Below are 18,324 nucleotides of genomic sequence, written 5' to 3'. Positions count from 1 at the left end.
CGGCACGAGACGGTTTCAGCAAGCCCGAACGGGCTGCCACCCGGGCGGGTTCGATGCCCCCGCCCCGTCGAGGATGCCGCAGAGGTTGTTGGCCATGTCGGCCGGGGCGAGTCATGGCTGAGGGAGGATGCGGATCCGGAGGAGTTCGAACGAAGCCCGGCCCTGATGCTCTGACAGCCGCCATGGTAGGCAAGGCGGATGCTTGGCCGACTCCCTCTCGATGAGCAACTCCAGGGCTTGCGATCCGCCCTCTCCCGGAACGAGATCCTGACCGACGTGATGACCAGGGCGGCAACACTGGACCTGCCCGGCTGGTACGTGACGGCGGGCTGCCTGTTCCAGACGGTGTGGAACGTGGTCACCGGCAGGCCCCCGGCCAACGGCATCAAGGACTACGACATCTTCTACTTCGACGACGGCGACCGCTCCTGGGAAGCGGAGGATGCCGTGATCAGAGCGGGTCACGAGCTATTCGCCGACCTGCCGGCCGAGGTGGAGATCCGCAACGAAGCCCGTGTGCACCTGTGGTACGAGCAGAAGTTCGGAGTGCCCTGTCCGCCCCACGAGTCCACCGAGGCCGCGATCGACTCCTTCGCCGCGACGACGTGCTGTCTGGGCGTCCGGCTGAAACTCGACGGAGGATGGCGCGTGTACGCGCCCCATGGGCTCTCCGACGTCTTCAACCTTGTCCTTCGGCCCAACTCGGTCCTGGCCCCACGGGAGATCTACGAGACCAAGGCAGCGCGTTGGCAGGACGAGTGGCCGGAACTCACCGTCCTGCCATGGCCGGACGCTTCGACTGGCGCTCCGCCACCATCTCTCCCGAACGAGACGGCTCGTCCGGCCTGAAGCGGACGAGTGTCCCGGTACTACGGCATCGCCCCCCCGCGGGAAGCTCACCGTGCACTGTCCCGACATCCTGGTCCCGCACAGGAGCCCGGACCGCAAGGTGCAGAGCCTGCGCCTGCGCAAACTCTGACCATCGGATCCTTCCGGACCATTCCCCCACCCGTCCCGGCGTCGCTAGAGTTCCCCCGACGCGTGGGTGAACGGGGAGGCGTCATGGGGGTCAGGACGATTCCGGTCATGCTCGTACTCGACACAGGAGACGGCGACGAAGAGTATGCCGAGGAACAACTCCAGCATCTGATCGCCGAGTTGAGCGAGCTGGACCTCGACAGCATCGACCGGGTGACGCAGGGGCCACCGCCACAGGGCAGTCGCTCCACGGCGGCCGTGCAACTGGGCGCACTCCTCCTCGGCCTGGGCGGCAGCGGCGCCCTGCTCCCGGTGCTCACCGCCGTCGTCCAGGACTGGCTGAACCGCCGCCGCTCGGGCAGCGTCCGCCTGAAGATCGGCGAGGACGAGATCGAGCTGACCGGCGCCACCGACGAGGTGCAGCGGCGCGCTCTGGAGGAGTTCCTCCGCCGCCACGGGGAGTGACCCGCCGTGGCGAGCCGCGCCCTGATCATCGCCAACAGCACATACGACGACGACCACTTCGCCACGCTCCCGGCGGCCACGGCGGACGCCGCCGCCCTCGCGGAGGTACTCGGCGCCCCCGACATCGGCGGCTTCGAGGTCGAGACGCTCGTCGACGTGCCCCAGCGTCCCGCGATGCGCGCCCTGGAATCCTTCTTCACCAAGGCCGCCCGCGACGATCTGCTCCTGCTCCACCTGTCCCTGCACGGCTGGAAGGACACGAGGGGCCGCCTGCACTTCATCATGCGGGACACCGAACTCGACTACCTCCGCGCGACAGCCGTCCCCGCGGAGGTCCTCGGCGACTGGATGGGCGCGAGCCGCTCCCGCCGCATCGTCGTCCTCCTGGACTGCTGCTACAGCGGCGCGTTCCCCATGAACGCCCTGCGCCGGGGCGCCGGGACGCCCACGGTGGACGTGGCCGAGCCCTTCGCGGGCAACGGCCGGGTGGTCCTGACCGCCTCGACGGCTCTTCAGTACGCCTACGAGGGCGAGCGCGAGGTCCGCCACAGCCGTGCCCCGGCTCAGCCGTCCGTGTTCACCTCGGCGGTGGTGGGCGGTCTGAGGGACGGCTCCGCCGACCTCGACGGCGACGGATTCGTCTCCGTCGAGGAACTCTACGAATACGTCCACGAGCAGGTACGCAACCGCATCGCCGGCCAGACCCCCACCCTCAGTGTGGACAGCGCCCAGGGCACGATCTACCTGGCCCGCAGTCCCCGTCACGTGGACGTCGACCGCCTGGTCGAGATGCGAGCGGCTGCCCTGGATCCCCAGGCGTGGAAGCGCATCGGCTCTCTCCACCTGGTTGAGCAACTCCTCGGCAGTGTCCGCGAGCCCACACGGGATGCGGCCCGCGCTTCACTCCTCGGCCTGATCGCCGACGCGGACCGCGAAGTGGCCCGCAGGGCAAGGAAGTTGTGGCACGACCGAGGCATGGGCGAGATCCCCACGGCCCGCGCACCCCGCCCGGCCGCACCCCGTCCACCCGCCGGCGGCTCCCGCTACGGCCCGGTGGTGGGCATCGATTTCGGCACGACGAATTCGGCGATCGCCCTGTTCGAGGGCGAGGACGTCCGCCTGATCCCCAACACGGAGGGCGCCCTCACCACACCCAGCCTGGTGGCCATCACCGAGACGGGCGACATCCTGGTGGGCACTCCCGCCAAGCGCCAGGCGATCACCAACCCCGACTACACGATCCGTTCGGCGAAGCTGAAGCTGGGTACGGACTGGAGCATCACCCGGGGCGCGGTCCGGCTGACGGCGGAGGACGTGGCTGAGCACATCCTGCGGCGGCTGCGGGAGGATGTGGAGGCGTATGCCGGGGGGCCGCTGTACGGGGCTGTGCTCACGGTTCCGGCGAATTTCGACCTCGACCAGCGGGCGGCGCTCGTGGAGGCCGCCGGCCGAGCCGGGATCCGCGTGCTGCGGGTCATCAACGAGCCGACGGCAGCGGCTGTCACGTACGGCCTGAACCGCGAGGAAGACGCCATCGTCCTCATCTTCGACCTCTGCGGCGGCACCCTGGACGTCTCGCTCATCGAGGTCGGTGAGGGAGTCGTCGAGGTGAAGGCGCACGCGGGCGACAACCACCTCGGCGGCGACGACTGGGACCGGCGGATCGTCCAGCATCTCCTGCGCCGGGTGTGGGACCAGTACGGGGTGGGCCTCGGTCAGAACGTCGAGGCGATGCAGCGACTCCAGGCGGCGGCCGAGGCCGCGAAGATCGAACTGTCGTCGGCGAGCACCACGACCATCACGCTGCCCTACCTTGCCCTCTCTGAGGGTGTTCCGCTGCATCTCGAAGAGACCCTGACCCGTCAAGAGTTCGAGTCCATGACGCAGGACCTGCTGGAACGCTGCCGCGGACCAGTGGAACAGGCCATCCGCGACGCCTACGACGTCCAGCAGTCCGATCTGAATCAGGTGATCCTGACCGGCGGTGCCACCCGGATGCCCGCAATCGGTGAGCTGGTCAGCCGGATCATGAACGGCAAACAGCCCTACCGCGGCCTGATTCCGGAGGGAATCGTCACGGGAGCCGCCCTCCAGAGCGGCATCCTTACCGGAAGCATCCTGGACACACTTCTCCTCGACGCCTCCTCGGCCTCGCTCGGCGTGGAGACCTCCAACGGAGGCATGACGAAGGTGATCGAGCGGAACACCACCATCCCGACGAAGCGCAGCGAGATCTTCGTCACCAAGGTGAGGAACCAGACGTCGATCGTCCTCCACATCCTCGAAGGCGAGCGGGAGGAAGCCTCGAAGAACAGATCACTCGCCGTCCTCGAACTCACCGACCTGCCACCCCACCCCAAGGGCACACCACTGGTCGAAGTGACCTTCGACATCGACGCCAACGGGATCCTGCATGTCGAAGGCGAGGAACTCCGCGTCGCCGACTCAGCGGCCGCATTCACCGGCCGAACGTGCTCGACCCCCGTAAACCGCTCCACCGCCGCGCAGGCTGCCGCCCTCGTCCGCTCGCCCCGCTGGCAGTCCCTCCGCGGCCTCGTCCCCGGAGGCCAGGTACCGTCCGAGCCCCCCGAATCCTGAAACCCGCCACAGTGTCCCCTGCCCGAACGGCAAGGTCACCGGGAACTGGGGCAAGACGCCCGCGACAGTCCCGTACGTCGTGGCGCACCCCTGCGTGGGGCGGGCGACAGTTGTCTGGTTCAACTGATCACGGAGCGGGATGCTGCCCGCCGACACAGCTTGGCTTCCTCATGGGGAAGCCACCAAGAGCGGCTCTGGACGCTGACCGGTCACGCTTGGCGGGACGCTGGGTCGTCCGATCCACCTGGCCGGCCGGACGGGCCGGCTGCCGCGCTTCGCGCAATCGCGGTTACTCAGCGCGGCCGCCCCCTCGGATGCCCAGGACGGGCGGGGCAGAGGATGCGACGCTGGAGTGAGGGGCCCGCGAGTGGAGGTCCGAGTGCGTCTCACCCGGTCCGGGGCCCTCTCCTCCGGCCTGGCGACCATGTCCTGGTGCGGCTCGACGGATGCGACGCGGAATCGTGCGGTCAGTCTGTGAGCCCGCCGGCCGGGGCACCACTCACCGAGCGTCGCCAGGCGGCCTTACCGCGTGGATCCGGCCCGCCGGGACCAGGACCGCGCGACCACCCCGGAAGGCAGGTGCGTCCCATGCGCACATCGACCCGTATCGCCGGTGCCCTCACCGGCCTGACCCTCACCCTCGGCGGTGCGGTCCTCGCCGCTCCCGCGGCCCGGGCGGACATCCCCGCCTGCACAAAGATGGCCGAACTGGCCGGTGCCACCGCTTCCGACTCCGTCACAGCGGCCTGCGGCCGTGGCGTGGTCGGAGACCTGCAGAGCTGTGTGACCGGGCTGACCGGGGCCGGAGTGGCGGGCGGCGCCGCGACCGGTGCCTGCCGGGCGGCGGCCCACGAACCGCGTTAGAGGACCGCGCGGGGCAGCCGCCCGCCGGCACCGGTCGGAGGCAGATACGGCCCGTCTCCTCCTCAACCCCCGGCCTGCCCGGACACAACGCGGCCCCGGTGGGCGGTCTCGAAGCCAAGGCCGTCACCGCTTCGAAACGGTCCGCGCCGTCCTGAACACCGCGCTCGCCGCCGTCCTGAACGACCTCGGCCATGCCGTCATGCCGTCATACCGTGACCGACGAGGTCGTTCGCATTTCCTGGCTGTCATTTCCCAGCTGTATTGATTCGGATCTCCCAGCTGTATTGATCACGAGCGTTGTCGACACTCGGCAGGTCTTGAACAGGCGCAGAAGAACGAGCAGTCCAGCGGGTCATCCCGCTCCACCGACCCGTCTGCGTCAAGGCCGACCCCGCCGGCATCGCCAACCGCCACGCGGCCCACGGCCTTCTCCGGGGACCTACGAGACGGCGCCGTAACAGCACGACCAAGGAGCCGACCGGCACGGTGCACCCGCCGGTCGGCTCCGCCGTGCTCCTCGCTCCTCGACGACCCCGAGGACGACTCCGTCGTTCGGCCCATCAAGGGCACCGGCTGCCACGCCGAAAAGGACCCAGCGGAGTCGCCCCACCCTCGCGTTCCGATACCCCTCCGCGCCCCAGGCCGCCCCGATGACGGCGGTCCCGTACCCCGGCCGACAGGCCCGGAGGAGATCCCGCATGCGCGTCTTCCTGCCCCTGACCGCCGTCACCGCCGCCGCGCTCCTGCTCGTCACGGTCACCGGCGCGACTCCCGCCGCAGCGGACCGGAACCCCGACGGCACAGCACTGGTCAAGGTGTCCCACGGCGACCCGTACGCGAAGTGCACCATCGGAGCGATGTCCCCCGACAGCATCGTCTACCCGGCCACCGAGGTCGAGCCGTACGTGTCCGTCGATCCGCGCGATCCCAAGCGCGTGGTCACCGTGTTCCAGCAGGACCGCTGGAACGACGGCGGCGCCCGTGGCCTGGCGGCCGGCTGGACCACGGACGGCCACACCTTCCACCAGAGCACGCTGCCGTTCAGCCTGTGCGCCCCCGGCGGCGCGGACTTCGAACGGGCCACCGACCCCTGGGTGAGCACCGGACCGGACGGCACCGTCTACGCGAGCGGCGAGGGCGTCGACTTCACCAAGAGCACGCGCACTGGCCTCCTGGCCGCCACGTCCCGCGACGGCGGCCGCACTTGGCGCAACCTCACCACCACGCACGTCGACGAGCAGCCGTTCTTCAACGACAAGCCCTCACTCACCGCCGACCCGGTCCGCAAGGGCACCGCCTACCAGGTCTGGAACCGCCTCGACAACGACCCACCCGGCCCTAGCTCCCTCGACGGTCCCGGCTACATCTCCCTCACCCGCGACGGCGGCCGCACCTGGAGCAAGGCCCGGCCGTTCGTCGACACCAGCACCGTGCCGAACACCCAGACCATCGGCCATCTGATCGTCGCCGACCGGCGCACCGGCACCCTGTACGACTTCTTCGACCGGATCACCTACTCCGACGACCTGAGCACCGTCGTCGAAGCCCGCTACGAGGTGGTCACCTCGACCGACGCCGGAGAGACCTGGAGCGCCCCGGTCATCGTGGCCCGGGACACCTCCGTACCGGAGGTCGACCCGAACGACCCCACCAAACTGCTGCGCGCCGCGTCCACCCTGCCGAGCCCGGCCGTCGACCCCGAGACAGGCACGCTGTACATGGCCTACGAGGGCTCGGACTTCTCCGGTGGAGAGTTCGACTCCGTCCAGCTTGTGCGGTCCACCGACGGCGGACGCACCTGGGGGAGCCCGGAGCTGATCAGCCCCAAGGGCGTTCCGGCCTTCTCACCGTCGATCGCGGTCGACGAGCGGGGCACGGTCGCGCTCACCTACTACGACCTGCGCTTCCTCAAGCCCGGCAACACCACCACCCTGCCCACCGCCTACCAACTGGCCACGCTGCAGCACGGAAACCCGAAGCTCCGGACCGAACGACGGATCTCGCCGGTCTTCGACTGGCTGCAGGCGCCGTTCGCCGGGGGCTACTTCCTCGGCGACTACCAAGGTCTGGTGGCAGACGGCAAGGGAGTACGGGCAGTGCTCACCGTGACCAACTCCGGCGCACCACAGAACCGTACGGACGTGTACACCAGCAGTCTCCCCACCCCCTGACGCACCCGCTGACCGACACGGACGCCGCCCGGCGGGGCGGGCCTGCTGCTCCGGGGTCTCGGGCGTGCCCCACGCGTGCCCCTTCCGTGCCCGGCAGACCGGGAAACCACGCGACCTGGCACTCGAAGATCCAACGCGCCGCCGGTCGCCCGCCCGCCGCGTGCTTCCGGGCCGACTCGGACCGAGCGCGCCCGACGGGTCGGCACAGTCCCTGCGACTCTCCCGGCTACGCCCGCTCGCGCGCGAGCGCCCCGCGGCGCGTGGCTGCGGGGCGCCCTGTGGGGTTCAGTCGACCTGCTCCCCGTCGTGCGTACCGCCCTTGCAGAGGTTGCCCGGCTCATTGATTGCGGGAATTCCGCCGCCCTGCCTGCACTCAGAAGGGGTGACGGACGATGGGGCACCCTGTGCGGCGGTGGCGGTGGCGGCGCCTGTGAGGCCGAGTCCGGCGAGGGCTGCCGTGGCGATGACGGCGGCGAAGATTCGTCGAATGCGCATTTGGTTCCCTTTCACGGATTGCCTCGGTTGGGGCACTAGTCAGCTTGATCTTCACCCATGTGGGTGGCACGTCATGTTGGGCCATTCGGGTGACAGTGCTGTCGGGTGCGGGGTCGGTGACGCGACCCGCCGGACAGGCCCTGGAACGAAGAGACCACCCCGGCCGGATCGGTGGTCTCTTCGTTGTCCCGGAGGGGGCGGCGTCCGCAACCGGCCGCACGCTAAGAGCCGCGTTGACCTGCGGAAACGCGCCCTTGGTGGCGGAGGGTGACCGGACGCTGCGGACGGACGCTATTTTCCCTTGACTCTCAAGTTTTGCCGGGGATGGCTTTTCCGGCGGGGCGGGATCGCGGGCCCGGCTGCCCGCCATCCCCCTGAAAAGCCGTGGTGAACCACGGAGGGCGGGGGAGGCCCGGCGGCACCTGCCGGTGCCCACGTCTGCCGCCTGCCCCTTGGAAGGGAGTGATGGTCAATAGTTGTGGATCAGCATGTTCTCGGTGATCAACTTGGTCGGGTGCGGCGAAAGTAGAGCATCCCTTCGTGGTCCGGTTCGGGGGCAGGGAGGGTGAAGCCGGCGGATTCGACGCAGTTGCGACTGGCGTGGTTGTCGGCGTCGATCCCGCAGAAGAACGTCTGGACATCGCCGACGTCGGGGTGGGTGAGGACGGCTTGGAGGGCGGAGCGGCCGTATCCGTGCCGCCACCGGTCGGGGTCGACCACGTAGGCCAGGCCCATGGCGAGCCGGGGGTCGGCGTCGGACAGGATGGGGCCCTCGGGGCCTTCGCCGTGGTAGCGGACCCAGCGGTCATAGACGTCGCCGCAGATGAACGCGACCGGCGTCCTGGCCTGGTCCAGGCCGATCCACCCGTGGGAGCGCAGCACCGTCACGCCGCGGAAGGCGGTGCCGGGGGTGTGCTGGCTGATCAGCCGCAGCTGACGGTGGATCCAGAAGCGGCCACCCAGGCGCCTTTGGACCTCGGGGTGGTCGAACCAGTGCTCGATCTGGTGCGCCCCGATCTCGGTCAAGGGGTGCAGCCGCACCCGCGGGCTGTCCGGCTGCGTCCGCGAGGGCCGGCTCATGCTGCCGCCTCGCGTTCGACGAGGACACTGTTCTTGAACGTCGCGCCCGCGCGGACCAGGGCGACGAGGTGGGCTCCGGTGACCGAGCGCCGGCGGGCCCGAGCGGACTCGACCAGCTTGAACACCATCGCGCGGGCGGCGGCCGGGCTGCCGGCACCGCGGGTGACCTTGGCGCGGAGCTTGATGCTGGAGAAGGTCGACTCGATCGGGTTCGTGGTGCGCGGGTGGATCCAGTGCTCGGCCGGAAAGTCGTAGAACGCCGGCAGCTCCTCCCGGCCGTCGGTGATCTTGGCGCCGGCCTTGGGGAACTCGGCGCCGTAGGTCGCGCGGCGGCTAGCATCCGGCGCGCGCCCTCGCGGACGATCGCGTCGATCAGAGAGCCGGACTCGGTCGAACCGCCGGCGTTCACAACGCTGAGCACGGGCATGCCTTCCCGACCCGCGCTGCGAACGCGGGCCTACTCGGTGACTGGTCGATCAAGCACCGGGAAAGTACGCCCTTCGCGCGCTCCCGGGGAGCCGATCCACAAGTCCTGAGCATTGCTCAGCTCATTGCCGGGGGAGAGCTGAGCGAAGCCGACGCCAACGGGTCAGGTCGCCCCCGTCCAGGTTGAGGAACTCTGCCCATGGCGCGCTAAGCGTGGCTCTGCGGACCCGAAAGTCCTCCTGAAACGCGTCTGTTGGATTCCCCCGAGTGAAGAGTTCCCCTCAGTGAATCCACGCTTCGCAAACACACCCCCCCAAGCGATTGCTCTCCTGGGATGCGACTCCTCCTTCGTTTGGGCCCCAGGCGCCCAAAATGAACGAGTCAGAAGATTGAATGCTGGATGACTCGCAGGCGTCAATACCCATGGTTTGATAGTTAGTTGAACCGCACATGAATGTCTGTCAGTTCGCTACCCGATCACTGCGCTGCCCAACTCGCACGGTTCGGCGACCCGTGCCCATACTGGAAGAGGACTAGATGTCGGCCACCAGCACCGAGCGGTCTCAGCGCTCGCGGAAGCAGTGGCGGCACGAGAGGGTTTCGCGTCGGCTGAGGTAGTTCTTGGCAAGAGCGCCGAAGATTCGGCGCCCGCCGCAGAAGCGAGCGCTTCGAAGCCCAGTGATACCTGTTGCGAACTGGACTCGTCTTACCCCTGCCTTCCTATCATGCGACCGGCTCGGTACCTACGTAATTCGCAGATGAGGAAACAGGTCAGAAAGGCGATGTCATGTCAGATCGCATTCTCTACTACAGTGCGTCTACCGGGCGTGGGTGCATCGGTTCCGTCAACGCCAGTAACGACCTCGCGGATGAGACTGTCTTCCCTGACGGTAGTTTCGCGACGGACTGGACACAGGTCGCGGCACTCAGCGACGATCACGTTCTGTACTACGCCAAGTCCACCGGGCGCGGGTGCATCGGTTCCGTCAACGCGAACAATAGCCTCGCGGATGAGACTGTCTTCCCCGAGGGTAGTTTCGCTACGGACTGGACACAGATCACGGCACTCAGCGGCGATCGCGCTCTGTACTACGCCAAGCCCACGGGGCGTGGGTGCATCGGTTCCGTCGACGTGGAAAGCGGCAGCCTCACGGATGTCAGGGTCTTCCCTGAGGGTAGTTTCGCGACGGACTGGACACAGGTCACGGCACTCAGTGGCGATCGCATTCTGTACTACGCCAAGTCCACGGGGCGTGGGTGCATCGGTTCCGTCGACACCAACAACGACCTCGCGGATGTCAGGGTCTTCCCTGAGGGTAGTTTCGCGACGGACTGGACACAGATAACGGCACTCAGTGGCGATCGCATTCTGTACTACGCCAAGTCCACCGGGCGTGGGTGCATCGGTTCCGTCAACGCCAACAACGACCTCGCGGATGTCAGGGTCATCCCCGAGGGCGCTTTCGCCACGGACTGGACACAGATCACCTTCCTGCATCCGCCAGAAAAACTGTAGTCACCGTGGGTAGTCGCGCTTTCGTGGCCTTCTGACGCCACTACGCCACAGGTGGCGCGACATCGCGGCCCGGACGCGCCCGAAGTGGAAGTCTCCCTGCCTACTTTGTGCAGGCAGTGAACTTCCCTGCGCATTCACTGCGACCACTTGCAGAAACCCGGTGACAGCCGGACAGCGCCGGACCCTCACCGTGATCTTCGGAGGAGGTCCGGCGCCTTCCTGCGTACGGGCACACCTACTCTGGCGAGCGAAACGCCTCCCCGACAGGGCCGCCCCCCTCGTTCATCGCATCGTCCCCGTGGCCTGGCGCCACGACCTACGGCTGCTGGGTGTGTCCCAGTGGCTCAACTCTGGAGTCCCGGCGCCGGAGGTCGCCGCTCGTGCCGGCCACTCGGTGGACGTCCTTCTGAAGATTTACGCCAAGTGCGTTGGCCGACAGCCTGCCGCGGCGGTGGGCTCACTCTGACTCGGCTCATTGTGTTAGCTGTTGTAAGAGGTCATCTCATTTTGTGAGTCTGCGGTAGCAGATGAGGGTGCAGTCGATGCTCGTGAAGGCGAGGAAGTGGTCGGCCTTGCGTTCGTGGCGGCGGTGGAGTCGGCGGCAGCCGGCGAGCCAGGCCACGGTGCGTTCGATGGTCCAGCGGTGTCGGCCCCTGCGGGCCCGTCGTGGTGCCTGCGGGGGAGCTGGGAGCTGGGCAAGTGGTGGGTTGAGGTGGTGGCGAAAGCCAGTATTGCCTCGGCAGTTGCGAGGTTGCAGCAAAGGGGTGAGGGTGGTAAGGGAACCCATACACAGAGCGCCGAACGGAGCTTCCCCATGCAAGCGAAAAAGGCTGAACTGTACGCACTGGATCTGACCCAAGCACGCTGGATCAAGAGCAGCAAGAGCCCCTACACGACCACCTGCGTCGAGGTAGCGGACCTTGGTGGCGGAGCTGTTGCCGTCCGTGACTCGAACCATCGAGACCTGCCGCCTCTGCGGTTCACCGCAGAAGAATGGGCAGCCTTCCGAGACGGTGTGCGCGAGGGCGAGTTCGGTTAGAACACTTCCGTTCACCAATGCAGCCGGGCCCGGCTGCACATCGGGCTCCTGGTCGAACTACGGGGCTCTCTTTAGCAACGAAAGTGCGGCCATTGCCTTGGTTGACCTGGGGCGACGTCGCCCATGCCAACACCGAGCCGTCACTGCCGGGGCTCTTTTACCCGACTCCGCCCTGCTGCGGGAGTTCATCGCGGAGCTTCTCAGCTCGTAGCGCTGGTCCGCGGGCGCCGGAAGGCGCGGCTAGCGGCTTGCAGCCGCTCAGCGCATTTCGTTGTCTGATGAGCCCCTCTATGTGACAGCTACTGGCAAGGTCCCGGACTGGGGCGGAACCGAGCGAGGAGAGCCGACAGTGATGGCTCGCCGGGCCCCTGGTCGAGTTTGCGGGACAACTCAGCTGGGAGAGGTCGGACCGCCGTCATTCGTCTTGGGTGGCTTTGTGCTGATCGTACTGAGTCCAGGCACGTTCGAGTGTCTCCATGGCCGCCGGAATGGCGCCGCGCTCATCAAGGTAGGTGCGCTGGCCAGGCAGGCCCCTGCGTGAGGGCCAGTCGGGATCGCGCGAGACCTCCCGGGCGAGATCACCGACGGGGTTGTCTTGATCGGCGTGGGTCTTCAACCACGCAGTGAAGCTCCTCGGCTTAGGCATATCCGCATCCTTCCGCTGCCGCGTGGCGTACACACATGAGTGTGTCGGAGGCGTGTCGCGCGTATCGCAGATGGTGCGCGGACAGTGAGAGACAACGAGAAAGAGCGGGAGTCAGTGAGACTGACTCCCGCTCTCTTCTGTCGGCATCTGCCCTGGTCAGCGCTTGATTTCAGCTGATCCTGGGCGAGTGCCCCCGGCAGGATTCGAACCTGCGCACACGGCTCCGGAGGCCGTCTTGAGGTGCAACGGAGTGCCTGGTCAGGGGCCTGCCTACACAGAGACTCGGGCTTCGTGTCCACAGGTGGTCCACAGTGCACGGGCCTCTGTCCCGGCTAACTGCTGCCGGGGTACACCTCTTTGACACTACACAGGTTGTAGAACAACCACGCTCTCGCGGAGGAACTCAGAATCTGACGTCCTCCTTTTCAACTGTCGAGCGATTTTCAGTTCTTGAACGCGCCATCCAGTCAACTCGGCTAGCGCACCCATTACCACATCTGCAGCAATCACAAAGCTTGAAGAGTTTTGAGAACCATGCGCAGAATTGCCAACGATGAAGACAAGGCGACCGTTTTTGGCGATTAGGTCGCGACATTTCCTCAGCGTGGAAAACATGTCGTCAGCATAGCCACGAATAACTTCGCGCCGGCCAGTTGCGTATCGATCATCAGGGATCGCGTTTACAATCGGTTCCACTATCCGATCGACCTCTGAAGCCACAGCGAGATTGCGATACAAAAAATCAAGGTCGAATCGAACGCTGGGATGACTTCTGATGGTCGACAGACGTTGGTTTCGCATGTCCTGTGCCGAGTCGTAGCAGCCCAAGATCCACGCCTCTGCCTTGTACACCTCGGTGTAGTCGATGTTGTTCGGATAAGGCGGGGAAAAGACGATCCAGTCGTACGAATCCTCGCCGACCGAAGGCGGCGGGTTACGGCCGTCACCGAAATGGATATCACCGAATGCAGCCGACGGGTCAGTGAGGGTTAGGTCCTGAGTAGCCGCACTAATGCGCTCGGTGAAGACTGGTAGAGGGGATCGGGGTTCACGCTGTGGGGCATATCGAAGAGCCCGACCATCTCGACGCAACTGACCGCAGGGCTCGACGCTACTAGCGAGACATACCCGCAGGATGGAACGCGCTACCGTGTCATCAACATCGGCGATGGCGTACCTGAGAGCCACGAGGTCTTGCACATTCTGCCTCGGAAAGTATTTCTCGTTATTAATGGTCGACTGCTCCGGAATTGGAACGTCATCAAAACTTGTGTCCTTGAATCGCTCGATGACGGAATCGAATGCAGAGTCGACTCGATCAACTAGCGCAGAGCCCAAAATCCGACCTTGCAATTTTGCAGCGCCCAGCTCCCAAAGAAACGGATTTCTTTCCACGCCCACTGCAGAGACATTTAGTGAGGGATTTGATGCGACGTGGTCGACAGCGCTGAGTAGGGTAGTACCGCTACCTGAAAAAGGGTCGAACACACGGAGGTGCTCCTCCGGAGACGTTCCGTAGTCACTAAGAATCTGGGGAAGCAGAGTAGCCGAGTAAGCTTCTTTCAGGTGAAACCATCGGTGAAAGGGGCGGCTGGAGTTCCCGTTAGGAACCACAAGACGTCCGTAGGCCTGCGAACCGTCACTAACCAGCCAGTTGCGCTGCAGCGACCTGTAGTGCGCAGTCAGTACGTCTGCCTCGGTCTCTGGCATGCCAACTCCCTATATTCAGGCCACGTCTGCGCTTCCCCCTGCCTGGGTGCGGAGCGTGCGTTACAAGACAGGACATGATGCCACGTGACGAGTGCGCCGGTGGGGCGTGGCGGGCCCGAGGCGGCTCCGGAAGCTCTTGCGTTGCGTCGGTGCAGCGGCACTTGATCCCAGATGACCTAGCGAGTCCGTAGTGCCATCGCTACTCTATGCACACCGGCGTACAGCGGGGGTCACCAGGGACAAGGAGAGGCGACGAGTGCGACTGCCACTAATCAAAAAGGTAAACCTCTCCCATTTCAGTCTCTATAGGAACAAAACGGAAAATACCGTACAGTTCGGCGACGGTGTTTTTTGTCTAGTTGGCGCAAATGGACTTGGGAAATCTACTTTCCTGTCAGTCATCAACTACGCCCTCACTGGCATCGTTGCTGCCCCCGACCAGAAGATCCTGTCGATCTCAGAATACTACCGGAACAGCCTGCCGTACTCCGGAGAATATTTCACAGGGCGAGTTCATCAACGGGATCGAGATAGCGCGGAAGTGACTCTCGAATTTTCTGTCGGGGAGCACGAATACAAGGTGACGCGGGGGTTTTTCTCTCCGCAGGCGCTTCAACGGCTAGTTGTCAGTGGCCCTGGCGTTAGCGTCGAGAAGCATGCTAATCCTGAAGATGTGGATGCAGGTACTGAGCTCCATGAGCTCTATACGTCACTAATCCTGCAACACACGGGGCTAGCGCGATTTGAGCAGCTCGTTTTCCTCCAACTATTTTTGCTTACCTTTGACGAGCGCCGGCATCTGCTGTTCTGGGATACGGAGGTTGCGCGATTCGCTCTATATCTGGTATTCGGGCTGGATCCTGCCCAAGCAGATCAAGCTGGAGAGTGGCAAAGGAAAGCGGATAGGCTAGAGTCGCAAGCCCGGAACGCGCAATATGCTGCGACCACTGCCCGCGAGCGCAGAGCTGAATTGCTAGCTCGCGCGGATTCTCCTTTCGAGGTTAATGAGGATCTTGAAGAGCGACTCCAATTGCTGCATCAACGCAAGGATGACCTTGAGACGCGCGTTGATGAAAAAGGGGCACAGGAGAAGGACGCCAAGCTTGCTGTCAGCACGGCAGTAGCGAATCATCATTCGCTGAGCGTGGAGTACAGTCGCTTGTTTGGTGAGCGGTTGACTCCCCACGTTAGACCGATGCAGCACCCTCTCATCGCACGCCTCCTACACGAGAATGAGTGCGGAGTCTGTGGTGCCAAAGAGGTAGATGTCAGTCCTGTTCGTGCTCAGCTTGAGTCTGGCGATTGCCCGCTGTGTCGGACAGCTGTGAGTGAAGCGGGTGACGAAGACCAAACCTTCGTTGACCTTGAAGTGCTCGACGAGCGACTTCGGAAGGCCGGTGAACTGGTACAAGAGCGCCAGGATACTCTCGATCGAATTACACGTGAACTTGCGGCCTTGCGTGTTGAGTATCTATCTGCGGGCGAGGAGCTTGCTCAGTTCGAGGAAGTGAACTCAAGCTACATCTCACGCAAGGATGAGATTAAGGCGCAGTCGGGCATCATTGCGCTGGCTCAGGAGCTTGAGGCGCAGCAGAACGATGCTGCAAGGCGACGCGACGATTTTCGCCATCGCAGAGACGAATATAAGGCACTTCTTGAACCGTTGCAGCGAGAGCTCGCCGAGAAGTATGCAATAGCAGAGCGTGAGTTCGTCCCGAAGTTTCAATCTTTGGCGCATGCATTTCTCGGCCTGGATCTCAGCCTAGTGTTGGAACAGCGGGCTCGCGGTCCTCAGCTAGTAGTGTCAATCGACGGCCATGAGCGGCGGGAATCGAACCAACTCTCTGAGAGTCAGCGCTACTTCATTGATATCGCTCTTCGTATGGCCTTGGCAGAATTTATGGTCGGCGAAGAAGGTACGGCATGCCTCTTCGTCGACACCCCAGAGGGCTCTCTAGACATTGCATACGAGCGCCGAGCCGGTGAAATGTTTGGCGAGTTCGTAGCTCGGGGAAACCGCCTCGTCATGACTGCCAATCTGAATTCTAGCCGTCTAGTCCTCGAACTAGCTCGCACCTGCCGTAGGCAGTTGATGCATGTAGAGCGCATGACTAACTGGGCAGTCCTTTCTGAGGTTCAGGCCGATGCAGAGGATCTATTCGACGAGTCCTACCGGGCAATTCAGGATAGTTTGGATGGCGACGGTCTGTGGTAAAAGCGGTGAATCCAGATGCGTCATTCGACCACCTATTCGTCATCGGTGAGCTGAGCAAAGCCGGTCAGTCGCTGAATCTCGGCGAAGTGCAGATCTTCATTTACCTGGCTTGCATGCTGGGGTTGTATGACGGGCGCCCTGTTGCGAAGTGGGGCTACTCGTTTGTGGCCACTCCCGACTCTTCGCCATTTAGTATCGAGCTGCTTGAGGCTTCTGATTCGCTGATTGCAAGCGGGCTCGTCGCGACTGCCGACGAGTTCATGACGATCTCTGAGCGCGGCCAGAAGGAACTGGACCGGTGGGAGCGTCTTACGAGATTTGCTCCACGCGTTCCCTACCTCCGCGGAGCCACCGGAGCCGCGGTGGCGATGCCGCTCTCTGTTGTCAAGGAGGGCGTGGAGCTTGAGCCGCAGCTCCACAACGCACGTGCACTGCAGCACTCAAGGCATTTGCTGGATGATGCAGGAATCTCGCAAATCTATCGACATTTTCAGGTGCTCGAGTCGTCGCTGGGTAAGAATGTACCCGACTACATGATTCCTGCTGTTGTGTGGCTCAGCTTCCTATTGGAACAGGATGATCAGGGCGGGGCGGCCGGCGGGGGGCTACGTTGAACGATCTGAGTCGGCTGGCGGAAATTGCACAGAACCACTATTTCACTCTGATGATGCGGAAATTTGGCGCGGAAGGGGCAAGTGTTCTACGCAAATTTCTTCCGCATCTGAAGACCGTGCTCAATGTGATCGACTACGAGTCGATAAGCGAGTCGTTGACTGTAGTCTACCGATTTGACGATGGAGTTCTTGGCGTTACAGATCTTCCTTATGTGCTCGAAGAGCCTAGCCAGCTGGCGCTGCACAATTACGGAACGTTGACCGTTGAGGTGCTCGTCGATGGAAGGTTCCGAGTTTGGAAGCGCAGCCATGACCTGGATGTCATTTCGCCGGGCGCCATTGTGTATCGCTATCGCCCTGAATCGGATGAGCGCGTTTGGGTTGATGGGGTCGAAGGTGAAGTGCCGGCCACCATGGCATATACCAGGATCTTTGGGCTTTCCAGGTTTAAAGACCTAGCTCAGTGCCTGGATCATTATGCGGTTCGAATGGCAAGATCCAGTGAATGTCGCATTCTCGCTGCCGTTTGGCGCGAAGAGGGCCGTGTGATGTGGCTCCCTGGCCCTGAGGACCAAATGCGGTTCTCTCTCTATCAACACCTGAAGAGCAGCCTTAGGGAAGGTAATCCAGATATCACACAGGAAACACCGGTTGATCACAAAAATCCGATCGATATTACCGTTAGGTGGGCCAATAGCAACAAGATTGGCCTCATTGAAATTAAGTGGCTCGGGAAGAGCGGCAAGCTTAATCCACCTAAGAAAACCAAAGAATGGTCTGAGCAGCGAGCCCGTGATGGGTTGAGTCAGCTGGCTGACTATCTCGACCGGACCAGAGATCGTGCGGGAACTTTTGACCGTCGTGGTTTTCTTGTTGTATACGACGGCAGACGGGCGATGGTGAAAGACGACACGGTTTCTGTTAGCAGAGAAGACGGTCTGAAGTATCAGGATGCCCACATTGCTTATCCGCAAGATCTGCTAGATCGCCACGACATAGCGACTCCTGTTCGGTGTTTCTGTGAACCAAATTTCAATGCTGGCGTGAGTCCGAGTCGAAACCACTAGGTCGGTGGAACGGCTTTGGGCGGGAGCTGCTTTGGGGCGAGTGATCATGGCCCCTTAAGCTTCCGGCGAGTCGGGCAGTCTGTGGACCTGCCCGTTAAAGCACGACGTTGGGGCCATGATCTTAGAGGCTCGCCCCAAAGTGGCTGCCTAAAGCCGTGGAGCCGACCGCCCCAGCCACAGAGGGTGTCTCCCACTTCATGCCCGCTGCCGCCGAGCGCGCCGCCTGGCGCGGCCAGCCGGGGCGGAGACAGGAGGCAGGCCGCGCCGCAGAGGCGGCGCGCGCCCGCGCCGTGCGCGGGCCTTGATGAAGTAGGGAAAGTTCTACCGCGCCTCTGGCGATCAGCATGTCCTACTTCGCTTGATGCTTGACGTGTTGACGTCACTTGATGCTTGACGGTTCCGTCCTCGGCTTTGCTGTCCGTGAGGGCTTTCGCGGAGGG

General features: G+C 64.0%; 14 protein-coding genes, 1 tRNA gene and 3 pseudogenes. 11 read left to right on the top strand and 7 right to left on the bottom strand.

Going from position 1 to position 18,324, the window contains the following annotated elements; all coding sequences use genetic code 11:
* Nucleotides 1–198 precede the first annotated feature (198 nt).
* From ACFWXC_RS45800 to ACFWXC_RS45780, 5 genes are all read left to right on the top strand, one after another.
* Nucleotides 199–849: a nucleotidyltransferase family protein gene (locus ACFWXC_RS45800; protein ID WP_384488933.1), complete on the top strand. Its 651-nt coding sequence runs from the start codon at nucleotides 199–201 to the stop codon at nucleotides 847–849.
* 237 nt (nucleotides 850–1,086) lie between these two features.
* The gene (locus tag ACFWXC_RS45795) at nucleotides 1,087–1,443 is read left to right on the top strand and encodes a hypothetical protein (protein WP_384488931.1); all 357 of its coding nucleotides are present in this window, start codon (nucleotides 1,087–1,089) and stop codon (nucleotides 1,441–1,443) included.
* 6 nt (nucleotides 1,444–1,449) lie between these two features.
* Nucleotides 1,450–4,041, top strand: a complete 2,592-nt coding sequence (locus ACFWXC_RS45790) for an Hsp70 family protein (protein ID WP_384488929.1) — start codon at nucleotides 1,450–1,452, stop codon at nucleotides 4,039–4,041.
* 588 nt (nucleotides 4,042–4,629) lie between these two features.
* A complete protein-coding gene (locus ACFWXC_RS45785) occupies nucleotides 4,630–4,905 on the top strand; it encodes a hypothetical protein (protein WP_351740390.1) in 276 nt (91 codons plus the stop codon).
* Nucleotides 4,906–5,603: 698 nt separating this feature from the next.
* Nucleotides 5,604–7,076 (top strand): sialidase family protein, encoded by a 1,473-nt coding sequence (locus tag ACFWXC_RS45780; RefSeq protein ID WP_384488927.1) that lies wholly within the window; start codon nucleotides 5,604–5,606, stop codon nucleotides 7,074–7,076.
* Nucleotides 7,077–7,361: 285 nt separating this feature from the next.
* Here the strand turns inward: ACFWXC_RS45780 and ACFWXC_RS45775 are convergent, their stop codons facing one another.
* The 3 genes and pseudogenes from ACFWXC_RS45775 to ACFWXC_RS45765 all read right to left on the bottom strand — a co-directional run.
* On the bottom strand, nucleotides 7,362–7,571 hold the full coding sequence (locus ACFWXC_RS45775; protein WP_384488925.1) for a hypothetical protein: 210 nt from the start codon (nucleotides 7,569–7,571) through the stop codon (nucleotides 7,362–7,364).
* A gap of 501 nt (nucleotides 7,572–8,072) precedes the next feature.
* On the bottom strand, nucleotides 8,073–8,651 hold the full coding sequence (locus tag ACFWXC_RS45770) for a GNAT family N-acetyltransferase (protein WP_384488923.1): 579 nt from the start codon (nucleotides 8,649–8,651) through the stop codon (nucleotides 8,073–8,075).
* Nucleotides 8,648–8,977: pseudogene (locus tag ACFWXC_RS45765) on the bottom strand (transposase); the annotation flags it as partial. The gene ACFWXC_RS45770 and the pseudogene ACFWXC_RS45765, both read right to left, overlap by 4 nt.
* Nucleotides 8,978–9,864: 887 nt before the next feature.
* Between ACFWXC_RS45765 and ACFWXC_RS45760 the strand changes: the two are divergent.
* Together ACFWXC_RS45760 and ACFWXC_RS45755 are read left to right on the top strand one after the other, a co-directional pair.
* On the top strand, nucleotides 9,865–10,593 hold the full coding sequence (locus ACFWXC_RS45760; RefSeq protein ID WP_384488921.1) for a hypothetical protein: 729 nt from the start codon (nucleotides 9,865–9,867) through the stop codon (nucleotides 10,591–10,593).
* A gap of 310 nt (nucleotides 10,594–10,903) precedes the next feature.
* Nucleotides 10,904–11,059, top strand: a pseudogene (locus tag ACFWXC_RS45755) (site-specific integrase); the annotation flags it as partial.
* Between the two features lie 36 nt (nucleotides 11,060–11,095).
* Here the strand turns inward: ACFWXC_RS45755 and ACFWXC_RS45750 are convergent.
* Nucleotides 11,096–11,248 (bottom strand): annotated as a pseudogene (locus ACFWXC_RS45750) (IS5/IS1182 family transposase); the annotation flags it as partial.
* A 159-nt stretch (nucleotides 11,249–11,407) separates the two neighbouring features.
* Here ACFWXC_RS45750 and ACFWXC_RS45745 point away from each other — a divergent pair.
* Nucleotides 11,408–11,632 carry a DUF397 domain-containing protein gene (locus ACFWXC_RS45745; RefSeq protein WP_384488919.1) on the top strand — a complete coding sequence of 75 codons (225 nt, stop codon included), beginning with the start codon at nucleotides 11,408–11,410 and terminating at the stop codon, nucleotides 11,630–11,632.
* Nucleotides 11,633–12,047: 415 nt separating this feature from the next.
* Here the strand turns inward: ACFWXC_RS45745 and ACFWXC_RS45740 are convergent, their stop codons facing one another.
* The 3 genes from ACFWXC_RS45740 to ACFWXC_RS45730 all read right to left on the bottom strand — a co-directional run bounded on the left by ACFWXC_RS45740 (nucleotide 12,048) and on the right by ACFWXC_RS45730 (nucleotide 13,988).
* Nucleotides 12,048–12,278: a YozE family protein gene (locus ACFWXC_RS45740; RefSeq protein ID WP_384488917.1), complete on the bottom strand. Its 231-nt coding sequence runs from the start codon at nucleotides 12,276–12,278 to the stop codon at nucleotides 12,048–12,050.
* Nucleotides 12,279–12,466: 188 nt separating this feature from the next.
* A tRNA-OTHER gene (locus tag ACFWXC_RS45735) sits at nucleotides 12,467–12,544 on the bottom strand.
* A 97-nt stretch (nucleotides 12,545–12,641) separates the two neighbouring features.
* Nucleotides 12,642–13,988, bottom strand: coding sequence for a hypothetical protein (locus ACFWXC_RS45730; RefSeq protein ID WP_384488915.1), 1,347 nt, complete (start codon nucleotides 13,986–13,988; stop codon nucleotides 12,642–12,644).
* Between the two features lie 256 nt (nucleotides 13,989–14,244).
* Between ACFWXC_RS45730 and ACFWXC_RS45725 the strand changes: the two genes are divergently transcribed.
* From ACFWXC_RS45725 to ACFWXC_RS45715, 3 genes are read left to right on the top strand one after another with little or no spacing between them, the layout of a single operon-like run.
* Nucleotides 14,245–16,203, top strand: coding sequence for an AAA family ATPase (locus ACFWXC_RS45725; protein WP_384488913.1), 1,959 nt, complete (start codon nucleotides 14,245–14,247; stop codon nucleotides 16,201–16,203).
* Nucleotides 16,197–16,817, top strand: coding sequence for a hypothetical protein (locus ACFWXC_RS45720; RefSeq protein WP_384488911.1), 621 nt, complete (start codon nucleotides 16,197–16,199; stop codon nucleotides 16,815–16,817). Before ACFWXC_RS45725 ends, ACFWXC_RS45720 begins: the two co-directional genes overlap by 7 nt.
* Nucleotides 16,814–17,884, top strand: a complete 1,071-nt coding sequence (locus tag ACFWXC_RS45715; RefSeq protein ID WP_384488909.1) for a hypothetical protein — start codon at nucleotides 16,814–16,816, stop codon at nucleotides 17,882–17,884. The genes ACFWXC_RS45720 and ACFWXC_RS45715 overlap by 4 nt, the downstream gene beginning before the upstream one ends.
* Nucleotides 17,885–18,324: the final 440 nt, after the last annotated feature.

This window comes from Streptomyces sp. NPDC058683 (genome assembly GCF_042716195.1).
Lineage (GTDB): Bacteria > Actinomycetota > Actinomycetes > Streptomycetales > Streptomycetaceae > Streptomyces.
The sequence above is the reverse complement of the archived record's forward strand: the minus strand, read 5'-3'. Positions and strand labels throughout refer to the sequence as shown.